Source organism: Pseudomonas sp. WP18, assembly GCF_036689585.1.
GTDB lineage: Bacteria > Pseudomonadota > Gammaproteobacteria > Pseudomonadales > Pseudomonadaceae > Aquipseudomonas > Aquipseudomonas chlororaphis_E.
Genome location: NZ_CP144758.1, coordinates 4,418,487 through 4,433,140, shown reverse-complemented (window position 1 = coordinate 4,433,140; position 14,654 = coordinate 4,418,487). Strand labels below are relative to the sequence as shown.

Below are 14,654 nucleotides of genomic sequence, written 5' to 3'. Positions count from 1 at the left end.
GTTGATCCAGCCATGTTGGCTGGTGGAAGGGGTTAACCCAAGTGTTCCTGATCCTGCAGGATCGCACTGTCCAGTGTCTCCAACAGCGCCTTGCGCACCTTCAACTTGGTGTTCTTGTGGGCGGTCATGTTGAGTTTCTTCAACTGACGCGCCGCCTCCAGCGCGGCTTCTTGCAGTTCCTGCGCCGACACCACCTTGTCGAGGAAGCCCGCACCCACTGCGTCCTGCGGGTTGAACATCTCGGCGTTGATCACCGAGCGGTGAAAGGCCGACTTGCGCAAGCGGTCACGGGCCAGCTCGATACCGGCGTGGTGCATGGTCATGCCGATCTGCACTTCATTCAGGCCGATGCTGAACGGTCCGTCCACGCCAATGCGGTAGTCCGCCGACAGCAGCAGGAACGCGCCCTTGGCCACGGCATGCCCCGGGCACGCGACGACGACAGGGAAGGGGTGCGACAACAGGCGACGGGCCAGCGTCGAGCCGGCCGTGACCAGGCTCACCGCTTGCTGAGGGCCGGCCGTCATGACCTTCAGGTCATAGCCACCGGACAGGATCCCCGGTTGCCCGGTGATGATCACCACCGCCCGATCCGCCGTCGCCTGGTCCAGCGCAGCGTTGAGCGCGACAATCACATCGGGCGAGATGGCATTCACCTTGCCGTTGTTCAAGGTCAGGGTCGCGATACCGTCTTCGAGATGGTAGCCAATCAGGTCGCTCATCACGCTATTCCTTGTAAGAGAAGTGAGGCAGACGTTACCCACCGCCGCAGGCCAGGTAAAGCGCCGTGACTGACTCACCGGTCAGCCCTGACATCGACAAACCGTCTGGCCTGCCCATCCGGCCTTACCTTCATCCCTGGCCTCGTCCCCACGCACACCCGGAGATTGGCCGGTTTGCCATGTTCCGACGCGTTTGAAATGCCCGAACACCTTAACCGCATGAAAATTCTGAAAAAAACCTTTGCCATCGGAAAGCCTTTCGACTACATTAGCGCGCCTCGACAGACTGAACAGTTTGCCGAGACACGGTGAAGTGTCCGAGTGGCTTAAGGAGCACGCCTGGAAAGTGTGTATACAGGAAACTGTATCGAGAGTTCGAATCTCTCCTTCACCGCCAAACTCTACAAACACAAACCCCCGATTTTCCTAGAGAAAGTCGGGGGTTTGTGGTTTTTGGCGTCTGGAAAAGGGCGATATGGGGAAATATGAGGGTGTTTTCGTCCCTAGGCTCTGTACGAAAAGAGATGTCGCAAACACCGCATGGAGCATGCGAGTGAGACCATGGCGGCATAACTTTTTGCGAGCTTGTCGAAGCGTGTCACGATCCGACGGTTCTCTTTCAGCCAGCCAAACATGCGCTCGATGATGTTGCGCTGTCGGTACTTGGGCCGATCAAACAGTCTGGGTAAACCAGGCTTGGGCTTGCGCTTCATTGAGCGCAGCGGGATGACGGGCTGCATTCGATATTGGTCGCAGTAGCGGCGCAGCGCTTCGGCATCATAGCCCTTGTCGGCGAGCAGCCATTTACAGCGCTTGCGCGGACGGCCACGTTGGCTCGATGGAATGCTGACCTCGTCCAACAGTGGTTGTGCGTAGCTGATGTCACTGGCTTGACCGCCAGAGAGGAGGAAGCGCAACGGTGTTCCGTTGGCGTCGCAAAGCATGTGGATTTTGGTTGTCAGGCCGCCGCGACTACGGCCTAGAGCGTGATCGGCAGGCTCGTCAGCCCCCCTTTTTTCCCGGCGCCAGATGAGGCCCGGGTTGCGCGTACTGCTGTTGAGTCGATCATCCAGGTTTGCAGATCGATCAAGCCCTGCTCATTCAATCTCAGGTGCAAGCGTTTGAGCATCTGTTCGAACGTTCCCTGATTTCGCCAGCCCCGAAACCGTTGATACACCGTTGACCATGGGCCGAAGCGCTCAGGCATATCTCGCCATGCAGCACCCGAACAGAGCACCCATAGCACGCCGTCAAGCATCAGTCGGTCGCTCAGTCGAGGCCGCCCCCGGCCATGAGTTTCGATGAAGAGATCGGAGACCACATCCCAGGCCTCATCCGAGAGTTCATAACGCTTTGCCATCACAGAATTCCTTTCCGCTGATGGCGGGTGACTCTACAAAATCTCAGCGTGCAAGGAGCGCCAATTGGGTTTCTCGGGATTTCGTACAGAGCCTAGGAGTGCCGAAGCGTGTGCGCTAGCTTCACTTTTTGGAGAGATAGTCCGATCTGGATGAGGGCGTTTGACTTTGGGGAGAAGCGGTAGACCTCGGCCAACAAGTGCAATCGACTCTCATGCGGTCGTGTCAGCACCCGCAGGCGTTTCGTCGAGGCTTTGGTGATTATTAGCAAATAAAGGGTCCCACCTATACTCAGGGTGAGGCCTTTCCTATTTCTGACAAGCCGCCTCGATTGCTGGGCCAAATGGGCTTCGTATTGCGGTAAGACCACATGCGGCAGCCTACGACAACAAAACGCTGGGAGTAGAAAAAAGACGCGGTAGGCGTCTTTTTTCGTTTTCGGAAAGCAGGTTCGGGCACCGCTCGCGAATCGCCTTGCGCGGTTACGGTTTTAGCCGCAGGGAAGCGCTCAACCTCATCTGGTCAGTCTCTTCGATAGGGTCGATGTCGGAAAAATTTTCACGTTCGTCGACTGATCCCTTCGAGTCCGCCTAGAAATTAGGCCATGAGATAAACGTTCTCAAGCTGGGTTGTGTATTCGGCATTAGTCTAATTTTTATTGTGCGGGTTTGTTTTTGTCCTCGATTTCCTTGGAGAGTTCCTCGGCTTTCGCCTTAATGGCGTCGTTAACAATCGCAAGAGCTTTATCTGTAGGAACCTTGTCAGGTCCTTCGATTACTGTAACGCTCACGACGTTAACAGTCGCGCTTTTGCTGCCTTCAACCAATGAAAACCGAGATGCAAAATCGCTCCCTTTATACATAAACCCGGCAGGAAATCCATCTAGGGGAGAAATGGATTTAACATCTGCAAACGCTACTTCTACGCTGAGATCGCGTTTGGCCCGTTGAAATACCCCTTTGTGCAATGAGTGTGGGTACCACAAAAAGGTAGGAGTAACTTTATACAAGTATTTGGAGGAGGAAGGATCAGATCCCGTCACTACGTAGGCTTTCATTTCTACCATAAATACCGGATTGCCTATTAGGCTGTCGACAGGGTTTTCTGAGTTTACTCCGGCCATCTCATACTCTTTGAGGTCTTCTATAAAAACGTTGTCTCGTTCATCAATTTTATTTTGGATTTGGATTTTTTTAAAGGTCTGTATTGTCTTGTTTTTGTCATCTGATGTAGGGGTCGTTTTGAATGTTCCATATATTGCAAGCATGCATAATTTTGGCGAAGGAGTCGGTGCTGGCGCAGGGGTCATATTTGCGTTGCTTAAAAGCGATTTTCCGGATATTTTGACGTCGCCTTGTAGGTATTTTATCGCGATATCAACTTGCTCTTTTCCGTAAGCCGCAATTTGTTTTATTGCTGAACCAAGGACTACCGCCCCCAAGGGAAGGACTGTCTCTTTGCCTAGGGTTTCTGTAGCGCATTTTTCCCCGATCTTGGTAAAAACCCTAAGTTCTTCTATTGATTCATTACGATGTATATCGGAGATATCGTAACTTTTAGTGCTCACGGTTTTAGGGCCCCAGCTGCAGGAAGCCAGCAGAGCTGAGGAAAGTATCAGTAAGCCATTTTTCATTTTAGCATCCCCGCGAAAATGTCAGTAGTTACTGCTAGGTTTACGGTATGGTTGGTACAACTACCACCAAGCTCGACGCCAGAGTGCACGCCAACAAGCTTGGGATAATCCGCGCTTATGGAGTAAACAGGTGATCCAGAAAAGCCAGTCAGCGTGCTGCATGTGTAGGCTATGCATCCATGTTTTACTTCATAGGGAATACAAGCGTTTTTAATTTTGCTCCACATCACAACCTGTGACACTCCTTGAAGGTTGTTGCCCGGAATTTTTGTTCCTATTTCTATGCCCGGTATGAATAAAGGTGTTTCTTCTGATACTGAGCTTAAATCACCAATGATGGGGGCAGGAGGGGTTTCAGAAAGTTTGCTCCCAATCGCTTCTACTGTTGCTATGTCACAATTAAGTGGGCCGCAGTTTGTGACTTTGATGGAGTAGGCTTTGTCTAGAAGGATTTTGTAGTTTTCATAGGGCTCTGTTTTGCCGGAAAAACAATGTCCTGCAGTAACCCATTTTCCATTTCCAGCATAGGAGGCCATGCAGAAATGGCTGTTGTCAAAGGTGATTGATGTAATCCCATCTTTGAGTTTGTTGTATATTATTGTTGTTTTTTTATCCTCGCCATTATTTTTTTGAAAACAGCTTAGCACTGCGTGTGGCTTGTTCGTTTGCGTTGAAAGTCCATCTCCTCCTCTGCATCCCAATTGTGTAGCCTCTGCAATTATCTGAGTGTATTTTTGAGGGTCGAATTTGGTGGAGGCTGAAGGGTTGTATTCGTTGGTGAATGTATGGCCGAACAAAACCGGCAGGTTGTTTTTTCCCATTGTTTTATAAGGTACATAAGCGATTTTCATAATCGCTAGTGTTGATCCAGTAAAGGCAAGCAAGAGGCAGGCTGTATAAACCGATTGTTTTCTCATTTAACACCTCTCTGGTTGAGATTGATTAAAGCTGGAATCAGAGAAGTGTCAAATTATTGATGGGAAATAATGTAATGTTTTTTGTTTTATGTAAGTTATTGAAATTTATGAAAAATTAAAATTTGACTGCCGTGGTCTGACTAAAAGTCCGCTACGCATCTGCTGCAGACCAAATATTTTTGATACGTCAATTCCTCATCAGCTCCCGCCCAACCCACTCCGCAACCTGCGTAAAACGGCGTTTCCGGCACTGAAAACCTCTTCAAGGTTGGCCGCATCCAGTCCGATGCAAACCCCATCATTTCAGACGCTCGTTGCCGCTCAACTATCTGATCCCACCCGTTCGGGTGAGCGACGAAAGTGGTACAGCCCTAAGCGATTTGGTATCCGGCCTTGTTTGCCAATAGAGTATTGGCAGCCCAGGCGTCCGCGGGGCATGGCCATCGTCTCGAACGAGACGCTGGAGGTATTGCGTCCACTGGCGCGGCGTCAGCTAGGAACTCGAAGAAGGCATGCGTCGATAACCGGCGACCAGGAATATTCGACGACGTTGCAGGGGGACTTCGAAATATTGAGCATTAAGCACTCGGCAAAATCCCACATGCCCCAGTCCGCAAGGGCCCGAATGACTGTCTCAAAGTCTTCGCTATCGTCGACAGCGAGCAAGTTAACGACGTTTTCAAGGACCACCCAGCCAGGTTGTATCTCTTTGAGGATTCCCAAAACAGGCCGCTGCGTAGCCCTCGGGTGGCCTGATTGCTTCCCTTCATCCGGCGATGCTGATGTGCTGGCAGGAGAAACCGGCGGTGAGGATATCCACCGGGGTGAGGTTATGGGTGCCGCATTGACGCATGTCTTCGAACTGGCGTGCATGGGTAAATCGATCGGCAAGCACAGCCCGGGCTGTGACCACCTTCAACTACTCGCCCGAGGTTAAAACCCGCTTGGTGTTGAAGGCCTACGAGGTGATCCATAAGGGAAGGCTGGAGTTCGATGCCGGCTGGAACGACATGGCCCAGTCGCTCATGGCAATCCGCAAGACCATTACCCAGGCGGCCGCCAGTTCACCTACTTCCACGCATTGCAGAACGAACCGCTCGAAGGGCAGACCGCTGCCAATACCGTTGAGACTTAAACGGTTATTTCTGCTCTCAAGGCTTTCTGGATGTTCATAAAAACACGAGTGAGTTACTAAAGTTACCCACTGCCGACGCTGCTCCCCAAAAACGCAATAGTCTGCTTACGCGACCGTGCCCCTTGGTGCCGAACAGATTCCATGGGACTGCCATGGGAATACTTGCGCGCAAACTATCGCCCTGAAACCCTTATAAATCGGGGGGCGACATCGCGAAAATCCCAATCGGGTGCTTTCAACTCTCTCCTTCACCGCCAAATTCTATAAACACAAACCCCCGATTTTCCTAGAGAAAGTCGGGGGTTTGTGGTTTTTGGCGTCTGAAAAAAGCGATCCGGAACCGAGCGACCCTGTTCGCGCCAAGCCGAGGCGGTCCATATCCGTGCTTTCCCCTCGGAACTAAAGACGCCAGCGGGCCTTACACAATATCGCCATCATCCTGAGCCGCGGGGCGTGTGGGCGCTGAGGACGTTGCTGGGGTCTGCGCAGCGGTGAGCGGCTGCAGGGGTATGTTCTGACCTTGAACGGCTGGGCCTTGGGAGGAGGCCACCGTGCGTTGCCTCAGCGCTCCAATGCTTTTGTCCCAAGCCGATTGGGAGGTGGAGCCAATGACGCCAGCGGCGCTGATGACTCCATCCCCTGCCGCTTGAACTGCACTTTTGGTGTGGCTGGCCCCTGAAACAGCGACCTCTTTGGCAAACTTGGCGCCGCTGAGCGATGTCTTGAGTGCAAGCTCACCGCCTTTGACAGCCACTCTGCCCACGGCATCTGCGCTCCCTTCTACTGCTTTGGGTACATGGGCATCGACAGCCTCGGTGGCTTTTTTCGGTAATGAGCCACCTAGCGAGGCGCCGGCTGCCCACAGCCCGAAAGCCAGTGTACCCAATACGTTTTTTACCCCCTCCGAGGCAGCGGTAGCGGCCATTGCCCCTAGTTGCCTGGATTTGGCCAAGTTGGCCGTGGCGGTTGTAGCCGCGCCCATCGCAGAAAATCCCCCAGTCAGGAGGCCATTTCCCAGGACACTGACCGGGTCCAGGATCTCTTTCAGGGCATCGCCGCTGATGATCGCATTCAGAGCTGTAGCCGAGCCTTCACCAAGCCGCGCGGAGACCATCTTGACCAGGGCAGTGGCATCGAGATCCTTTAAAGTCTCGAAGTCATCCAGCCATTCGGTCTCTTGATCAAGAGGCTTATGAGGCTGCCCCTGCGGTACAGCATCTCGCCGACCATAAAGCATTGCTGGCTCGGCCAAGTGGTTCGTGCGATCGCGGCTCACAGCGTAATGCTCAATTGCGATGCCCACGAGGATAGCCGTGACGGGGCGTAGGGCGGGCTGCAGGATGGCATCCAGCTCCTCTCGGCCGGCAGCCGTCATGGCCAGCGTCGATGCGTACATCGCAGTATTACGGACGGCAAACCCGACAAGCCACTTATTGGCTTCGTCGAAGGCGTTGCGCAATGGGCCTTTGTCCAAGGCCAGCAGCTTTTGCGCCACTGACGCTTGAAGCGCCGGGTGCAGTGCTTGGCTATCGGGCTTAAGGTAGTAACCCGGCTTGAGGCCTGCAATCATCTTGTTGCCGGCAGCATCAGCCATACCGGCATACAAGCATGACATAGCGTTCTCTATCGCCGCTTGGCGTACGGTATTGGCATGCTGGCCCCCTACCTGAAGGATGGACGGACTGAAATTACCTGCCTCGGTAAGCGCTGCAAAGGGCGTCCCCCCCATCCCCGACTTTATTGATGCAAACAGTCTGTCGGCTCTGGCCGCGTTTTTTTCCACCTTCTCCATGTCATGGACGTTATAGCCCTTCGCCTCTAACCGTTGGGCACGGTCATCGCGAATCGCGTTCAGCTCCCTGTTGTGGGGGCTTGCGGTCGCGGCAAGGGGGTGGCCGGAGTCGGCATCTCTCTCCAGGTGAGCCTCGAAATGGTCTTGAAGCCGGCTGCTCATCGCCAGCCCGGTAGGGCCGAGGTTGGGAGAGTGGGAGACCTGTGGCGCTGCATCGGGCTGTAGCTCATCAGGTACACGCGTCATCTCGCGGTTTGCACTCACATTAATCGTATCCATGGCATTACCCTCTGGTGATCGGCAGATAGAAGCATGCAAATGAATTCGGTGGCCTACGCGCCCACCCGCCATCATTTCCCCCGCCCCGACACATCTCGATCTGGACGCTATGAGCGGCGATATCCTTGCCCTGAGTGGCGATGACGGAAGAAACGTTCCAAAGGAGAGCGGTTTTATTCCACTTGAACGGTTTGGCTGAGAAACCCCTTGCGGGCTTGGATGAATCGGCGATAGCTGGCTTTAGGTCGGCAACGTTGTGTCCGGTTTCCAATCGCGCCAGCACTCCTCTCCAGGCAGCATCAGGCAAATACGCAACAGTATCGAGCTACAGGGGCCCGGCGCATGCCGTTAAGGTTTTCCTGCGACTTCCTATCAACGGCATTGTTGGGAGAACAACATGACCACTCGGATGAGTTCGGCTTTGCGCCCTCTAGCTATCGCACTATCGCTGGCTCTTTCAATGAGCTCAGCCTGGGCGTCGGAAAACGCCAATGCAGATCGACTGCGCCAGGCATTCACGAACTGGCAGCAAGGCAAAGGCACCGTGTTCGATCTATTGGCGCCCAATGCCACATGGACGGTCGCCGGATCCAGTCCTGTGTCGGGCGTGTACAAGAGCAAGGCCGATTTAATGGAACAAGCCGTACGGCCGATCAGTGCTCGGTTGGCGACGCCTATTTCGCCCACCGTTCAAAGCATTGTTGCCGAAGACGACGTTGTGGTCGTGCTGTGGAGCGGCCAGGCAACCGCACTGGATCGTAAACCCTATAACAACACGTACCTATGGCACATGACATTCACGCAGGGGCAGATCACCGAGGTAAAGGCTTTTCTCGACACGTATGCGCTGAACGATCTTATGCGTCGCGTGGAACCTGCACAGCAATAAGCCAGTGTCAGGTGTCCGGCACTCCAGGCACGTCCATGTTGATCTTGCGCCAGGCGGCTTCGGAAAAGCTGTAGACCGAAAAAGCGATCAAGCCCAAGGCCATCACCATCAGGGCTACACCGCCGGCCGGCAGGTTCTGAAGCGCATTGAGGGCCTCTTTCATCCCCGGTGGGTCCATGGCCTTGTAGGCCGAGCCGCTGACCATCAACAACAGGGCGATCTCGATGAAGACCACGCCACGCGCGACCAGGCCGAAGCGCGACACGGGGCGCACATAACGCATGACGTCTTCGTCAACTTCAAAGTACTTTTCGAACGATGCTTTCCAGCCCTTGATGATGTGCGCGATGCCTACACCCAGCGGCACCAGGGCGATCAGGTAAATCAGCAGGTTCGAGTGGTCCCAGGACAGCAGGCGGGCGAGCAGGTCGGGGGTGTGATCACCGCCGGAGCCGCTCGACCGCCTGAGGCCGCTGATGAGCAGGCTCAATGCGAAGAATGCCAGCGCACCGTTGACCAGGCCTCCTGCGAACAAGCCTGCACGAATGACCCAGCCCTTGAGATCGTGGCCGTGGTGGTCGACATCGCGGGTGGCTTGCAACACGCGCCAGCCGGCGAAAGCGAGCAACCCTGCCACCACCAGTCCCACCAGCGCGTGGCCGAAAGGTTGGCTCAGCAACGCTTCCAGGCTCTTGTGACTGTCTTTCGGGTTGCTTGAGTCTTTGGCGGCGAGCAGGGCGAACAGGCCGATGATCAGGTAGATGACGCCACGAGCGGCATAGCCACCGCGGGCCAGCAAAACCAGGCTCTGGTGTGGGGACATGGGTTGCGATTCCGTAGACGTGATACAGGAGCAGACCCATGGTGTTGCGAGGGGTTCGATTGGCGTTGCGGGCGAAACCCCAGCGCCGCTCACCCGGGTCGATGGCGCCCGCTCCCGCAGGGTTGCCCTGGGCTCCAGCGCCGGGTGCCTCAGGCGCTACCCGGCGCTGTTTTCCCCGACGTTCGGCCTGGCCTCACAGATGATCGGCATCGATCACGGCCTTGGCGAAGGCCTGCGGGTCTTCCTGCGGCAGGTTGTGGCCGATGCCGCCGTTGATCAACCGGAACTCGTATTTGCCGGTGAAGCGCTTGGCATAGTCCTCGGGCGCCGGGTGCGGTGCGCCGTTGGCATCGCCCTCCAGGGTGATGGTCGGCACGCTAATGGCCGGCGCCGTGGCCAGTTTCTGCTCCAGTGCCTCGTAGCGGGCTTCACCCTTGACCAGCCCGAGGCGCCAGCGGTAGTTGAAGACGGTGATGTCGACATGGTCGGGGTTTTCCAAGGCCTTGGCGCTGCGGTCGAACGTGGCGTCGTCGAACGTCCACTTCGGCGAAGCGGTTTGCCAGATCAACTTGGCGAAATCGTGGGTGTTCTTCGCATACCCGGCGCGGCCGCGATCGGTGGCGAAATAGAACTGATACCACCATTGCAACTCGGCCTTGGGCGGCAGCGGGTTCTGGCCGGCCGCCTGGTTGCCGATCAGGTAGCCGCTGACCGACACCAGGGCCTTGACCCGTTCCGGCCACAGCGCCGAAACGATGTCCGCCGAGCGTGCGCCCCAATCGTAGCCGCCCAGCACGGCGTGCGGGATCTTCAGTGCATCCATGAAATCGATGACGTCGCTGGCCAGCGCGGCCGGCTGGCCGTTGCGCAGCGTGGTGGCGGACAGGAAATGTGTATCGCCATAGCCTCGGGCATACGGCATCAACACCCGATAGCCCTTGGCGGCCAGCAAGGGAGCGACCTGGTCATAACTGTGGATATCGTAGGGCCAGCCGTGCAGGAGGATCACCACCGGCCCATCCGCCGGACCTGTCTCGGCATACGCCACGTTCAGCAAGCCGGCCTTTACATGCTTCAGCGGGCCGAAGGGCGAGGGTGTTGCCTGGGGAGCGCTCGCTTCGGTCGAGGCGGGCTGCGCCGCGGTTACCGATTGCGCGTTGGCTGCGCCGAAAGCGCCGAACAGGGCGAGCGCCAGAATCGATGAGCCGAGCAGGTGACGCTGGGGTGTGCTGTGCTGCAATGCCTTGTTCATGGTGATGCCTCCGTCGCGTGTCGTGGCCAGGGGTGCTGGTCGAACCCCTTCAAACCGTGGAGGCATTTGAACGCGACGAGGTATCCGGGCTGTGTCGGGCCAGGGGGCTGGGTGAAAGGTTATGTACCGGGAAGCCTGCCTGATACAAAGCGATACATGCACGCAGCCCGCTCGCCGCGGATCAGGTGTTCAACGGCAACTGCGGCGTGTCCGGATTCAACTGCTGTTTCCTGAACTGTCCCGGCGGCTGCCCGTGGATCTGGCGAAAGCGCCGGGAGAAATAGGCCTCATCGGCAAACCCGCACAGGCGCGCCACCTCGCCCACCGGGCGCGTTCCGTTGAGCAGGTAATTGCGGGCGGCGTGCATCCGTCGCTCAAGCACCAGCTCAGTGAACGTCTTGCCGATTTCCTTGCGCAGCCAGTGGGTCAGGTACGTGGGGGACAGGTAGGTCGCGGCGGCCACCTTGATCAGGTTGAGGTCCGGATCGGCGATGTTCTTGCGCAGGTATTCGGACATGCGGCCCAACGCATCGCGGCGGCTGACTTCAGCGGCATTTTCCTCGGCCAAGCGCTTGAGCGGTTCGGCGTACAGCGCACAGACGCTGCCGATCAGTTGCAACAGCAAACCCTTGAGCATTTCGCGGGTGCCGAACTGGCGGTGTTCATCGAGCACGCGCATCTGCTCGATCAGGCCGCAGACCCGGGCGAAATCCTCGTCGGCCAGGATGAAGTCCAGGTGCTCCTGAAAGCGGAACGGCGACAACTCCGGTGCCAGGAGGATCGAGACTTCCTCCAGGTCCATCGGGTCGCACTGCAGGTGCGGCAACAGGAAGGTCTGGGAAAAATTGATCACCATGAAGTTGCTGTTGGCCGGATGCGGGATCACATGCACGCGGTGGGGCAGGATGAAGGCCAGGGTGTTGCGCGGGAACGGACGCTCGACGTTGCCGATGTGCTGCACCGTATCGCCGCCCAGGTTGATCTGGATCTGGAAATACTCGTGCCGATGGGGGCTGGTTTCAGCGCGCCGGCCTTTTTTGTCACGTATGTAGAAGTCCGTCAGTTCGCTGCGTTGCTGCATGACATAAGTGGGGACTCGGCTCGGTGCTGGCATCTCCTGGGAATCCTCTGCAGGGCATGGCGATGACGGTGATTGTGACGGTGCATCTGGCGAGTTTTCAAGAAGTTATACGATGAGATGCGCAGGGCGATGATTTTCTGCCCTGCTTGGACGCAAGGCGAGTGTCCAAAACCAGAAAGGCCAGTCTCTTAATATTTTTCTTTGTAAAACAGTTGGTTAACTTTGATCGTAAAAGATCATGGAAAAACCGGCGGTTTTGCATTTTCTTGGACAGGGCCCATCGTCAGGGCTTTCTTCGAAAAAAACGATCTAACGCCTCGGTTGATTTTGCAAGGTTGTACGACCACTGTAGGTGCCACGCAACCCGACCTTTATCCAAAAACAATCCAGAGGTGCGCTCATCATGACGTGGTTCCCATCGTTGGCAGATCCTCCTGCCGTTTCCCCCGGCAACCCCTGGCGCCAGGCATCTTCGCCCGCCTGACACAGGCTGTTCGCATGTCCTTATTCCAGTAGCGATTGTGCTGCCCCGACATCGAGGGCAATGGCTTCGGCTGCTCGTAGATATTTCGACGCTTCTAACAATAACGAGGTCCACCCATGTCGAATTCCCACACCTCCCAGACCGCCTCGGCGCCGGTGATCGCCGCCGCCCGGGACGCCGCAGTGCCTGGGCGACTGCCGTCACGGCGGCGCTGGTTCATGCTGTCGTTGCTGTTGATCGCAACCATCATCAACTACATCGACCGGGTCAACATCTCGATTGCCGCGCCTTTCCTGGCCAAGGACCTGGGCCTGGACAAGATCGAGATGGGCCTGATTTTTTCCGCCTTCGCCTGGACCTATGCGCTCGCCCTGGTTCCCGCCGGATTCATTGCCGATCGCTTCGGTTCACGGTTCACCTACGGAGTGTCGTTGATCAGTTGGTCGACGGTCACCGTGTGCCAGGGCTTTGCCACCGGGTTCGCCTCGTTGTTCGGCTTGCGCCTGGCGGTCGGTGCGATGGAGGCGCCAGCGTTTCCAGCCAACAGCCGGGCCGTCACGGTGTGGTTCCCGGCGCGGGAGCGGGGCATGGCCAGCAGCATCTATGTCTGTGGCCAATACCTGGGCACGGCGTTGTTCACCGGTGCGCTGCTGTGGCTGGCCACCACCTACGACTGGCGGCATGTGTTCTACAGCACCGGCGCCCTCGGCATCGTCTTCGGGGTGGCCTGGTTGTACCTCTATCGCGACCCGATGAACTGCAAGAAAGTCAGCCCGCAGGAACTCAAGTACATCGAAGCCGGCGGTGGGCTGGTCAAGAGCAGCCAGGAACGCACCCGTTTCAACTGGCGGCAGATTGCCGAGCTGTTCAGCTATCGGCAGGTCTGGGCAATTTGCATTGGCAAGTTCGCCAGCACCTCGGCGCTGTACTTCTTCCTTACCTGGTTCCCCACGTACCTGATCGAAGAACGCCAACTGACCATGATCAAGGCCGGGATCTTCGCCGTGCTGCCGTTCGTGGGCGCGACCGTCGGCATCCTGCTGGCCGGGATCATCTCCGACCTGTTGATCCGTCGCGGCTATTCGCTGTCCTTTGCACGCAAGTTGCCGCTGGTGGTCGGGTCGATGCTGGGCATGTCCATCGTGCTGGTCAATTTCACCGATTCGAACGTGATCTGCATTGCCATCCTGACCGTCGCCTTCTTCGCCCAGGGCATTGCCTCGTCCTCGTGGGCGGCGGTGTCGGAGGTGGCGCCCAAGGAACTGATCGGGCTGACCGGAGGCATCACCAGCCTGGCGGCGAACATCGGCGGCATCGTCACGCCCATCGTGATCGGCGCGATCGTCCACAGCACCGGCTCGTTTGCCCTGGCGTTCTGGTTCATTGGCGGCGTGGCACTGATGGGCACGTTGTCCTATTCGCTGCTGCTCGGCCGCTTGTACCGCATCGAACTGCGGACGCGCTGAGCCAAGAAAACCGTTTTTCTCCAAGACAAGGCGGCATTCCTCCAACTTCGCCACGGATTGCCGCCGTACGCTGACGCAACCAAGAGGATTTTTATCAGGATGAACATGCCCGAGTACGTCTTTACCCCGGACTTGCCAGTGACCTTGCCGGTGGTCGGCACTGCGCAACGCTTTCCCGTCGGCCGGGTGTTTTGTGTCGGTCGCAACTACCCGTGGCCCGACACCCAGGGCCAGAACCGCCAGCCGCCGGTGTTCTTCATGAAGCCGGCCAGCAGTGTGGTGGATGCGGTCGGTGAAGTGCCGTACCCGCCGGTGACGGAAGAATTCGTTCACGAAATCGAACTGGTCGTGGCCATCGGCGAAGGTGGCGCGAATATTCCCGAGGACCAGGCGCTGGCCTATGTCTGGGGCTACGCCGTCGGGCTCGACCTGACCCGGCGTGATGTCCAGCGCCGGGCCAAGCGCAACGGCCTGCCCTGGGAAGGCGCCAAGGTGTTCGAGGCCGCAGCGCCGATGACCGCCATCGTGCCGGTCTCGCGGGCGGGGCACCCCGAAGGTGAATTGTGGCTCAACGTGAACGGCCAGGAGCGCCAGCGCGACAGCCTCGACAGCCAGATCTGGTCGGTCAGTGAAGTGATCAGCCGGATCTCGCAGTCGGTGGCGCTGCGGGCCGGCGATCTGATCATGACCGGGAGCCCGGCAGGCGTGGACTTGCTGGAGCCGGGCGATGTCATCAACGCCGGCATCGATGGCCTCGGCCAACTGGAAATGCGCGTCGGCCAGCGGCCTTGAGCCCTGCGCGCGTCAACTGATTCGAGAAAGG

The 14,654-nt window shown here is 57.2% G+C and carries 12 protein-coding genes, 1 tRNA gene and 1 pseudogene; 5 read left to right on the top strand and 9 right to left on the bottom strand.

What is annotated here, in order from left to right; genetic code table 11:
* Positions 1 to 32: 32 nt before the first annotated feature.
* Positions 33 to 722, bottom strand: a complete 690-nt coding sequence (locus tag V5F23_RS19445) for a crotonase/enoyl-CoA hydratase family protein (RefSeq protein WP_042730335.1) — start codon at positions 720 to 722, stop codon at positions 33 to 35.
* Positions 723 to 1,029: 307 nt separating this feature from the next.
* Between V5F23_RS19445 and V5F23_RS19440 the strand changes: the two genes are divergently transcribed.
* Positions 1,030 to 1,119, top strand: a tRNA-Ser gene (locus V5F23_RS19440).
* A 106-nt stretch (positions 1,120 to 1,225) separates the two neighbouring features.
* Here V5F23_RS19440 and V5F23_RS19435 read toward each other — a convergent pair.
* From V5F23_RS19435 to V5F23_RS19420, 4 genes are all read right to left on the bottom strand, one after another.
* Positions 1,226 to 2,082, bottom strand: a protein-coding gene (locus V5F23_RS19435) for an IS5 family transposase (RefSeq protein WP_338496159.1) whose coding sequence is annotated in 2 segments (ribosomal slippage) — positions 1,226 to 1,738 and positions 1,741 to 2,082 — 855 coding nt in all. Because the reading frame shifts where the segments join, the coding sequence is not laid out codon by codon here.
* Between the two features lie 653 nt (positions 2,083 to 2,735).
* Positions 2,736 to 3,713: a hypothetical protein gene (locus tag V5F23_RS19430; RefSeq protein ID WP_338496158.1), complete on the bottom strand. Its 978-nt coding sequence runs from the start codon at positions 3,711 to 3,713 to the stop codon at positions 2,736 to 2,738.
* Positions 3,710 to 4,630: a trypsin-like serine protease gene (locus V5F23_RS19425; RefSeq protein WP_152622925.1), complete on the bottom strand. Its 921-nt coding sequence runs from the start codon at positions 4,628 to 4,630 to the stop codon at positions 3,710 to 3,712. The genes V5F23_RS19430 and V5F23_RS19425 overlap by 4 nt, the downstream gene beginning before the upstream one ends.
* 766 nt (positions 4,631 to 5,396) lie before the next feature.
* The gene (locus tag V5F23_RS19420; RefSeq protein ID WP_123578488.1) at positions 5,397 to 5,549 is read right to left on the bottom strand and encodes a DNA cytosine methyltransferase; all 153 of its coding nucleotides are present in this window, start codon (positions 5,547 to 5,549) and stop codon (positions 5,397 to 5,399) included.
* Here V5F23_RS19420 and V5F23_RS19415 point away from each other — a divergent pair.
* Positions 5,536 to 5,765 (top strand): annotated as a pseudogene (locus tag V5F23_RS19415) (terminase); the annotation flags it as partial. The gene V5F23_RS19420 and the pseudogene V5F23_RS19415 overlap by 14 nt on opposite strands.
* Positions 5,766 to 6,183: 418 nt before the next feature.
* Here V5F23_RS19415 and V5F23_RS19410 read toward each other — a convergent pair.
* Positions 6,184 to 7,836, bottom strand: a complete 1,653-nt coding sequence (locus V5F23_RS19410; RefSeq protein WP_123578487.1) for a RopAA-2 — start codon at positions 7,834 to 7,836, stop codon at positions 6,184 to 6,186.
* 409 nt (positions 7,837 to 8,245) lie between these two features.
* Between V5F23_RS19410 and V5F23_RS19405 the strand changes: the two genes are divergently transcribed.
* Complete coding sequence (locus tag V5F23_RS19405; protein ID WP_042730339.1) at positions 8,246 to 8,725, top strand: nuclear transport factor 2 family protein; 480 nt, start codon at positions 8,246 to 8,248, stop codon at positions 8,723 to 8,725.
* 7 nt (positions 8,726 to 8,732) lie between these two features.
* Here V5F23_RS19405 and V5F23_RS19400 read toward each other — a convergent pair whose 3' ends face one another.
* The 3 genes from V5F23_RS19400 to V5F23_RS19390 all read right to left on the bottom strand — a co-directional run bounded on the left by V5F23_RS19400 (position 8,733) and on the right by V5F23_RS19390 (position 11,914).
* Entirely contained in the window at positions 8,733 to 9,548 is an 816-nt protein-coding gene (locus V5F23_RS19400; protein ID WP_042730340.1) for a DUF1206 domain-containing protein, read from the bottom strand.
* A 193-nt stretch (positions 9,549 to 9,741) separates the two neighbouring features.
* A complete protein-coding gene (locus V5F23_RS19395) occupies positions 9,742 to 10,800 on the bottom strand; it encodes an alpha/beta hydrolase (RefSeq protein WP_123578314.1) in 1,059 nt (352 codons plus the stop codon).
* A gap of 181 nt (positions 10,801 to 10,981) precedes the next feature.
* Positions 10,982 to 11,914, bottom strand: coding sequence for an AraC family transcriptional regulator (locus V5F23_RS19390; RefSeq protein ID WP_042730342.1), 933 nt, complete (start codon positions 11,912 to 11,914; stop codon positions 10,982 to 10,984).
* Positions 11,915 to 12,481: 567 nt separating this feature from the next.
* Between V5F23_RS19390 and V5F23_RS19385 the strand changes: the two genes are divergently transcribed.
* Together V5F23_RS19385 and V5F23_RS19380 are read left to right on the top strand one after the other, a co-directional pair.
* Positions 12,482 to 13,831: an MFS transporter gene (locus V5F23_RS19385; protein ID WP_042730343.1), complete on the top strand. Its 1,350-nt coding sequence runs from the start codon at positions 12,482 to 12,484 to the stop codon at positions 13,829 to 13,831.
* A 99-nt stretch (positions 13,832 to 13,930) separates the two neighbouring features.
* The gene (locus V5F23_RS19380; RefSeq protein WP_047736403.1) at positions 13,931 to 14,623 is read left to right on the top strand and encodes a fumarylacetoacetate hydrolase family protein; all 693 of its coding nucleotides are present in this window, start codon (positions 13,931 to 13,933) and stop codon (positions 14,621 to 14,623) included.
* Positions 14,624 to 14,654 lie beyond the last annotated feature (31 nt).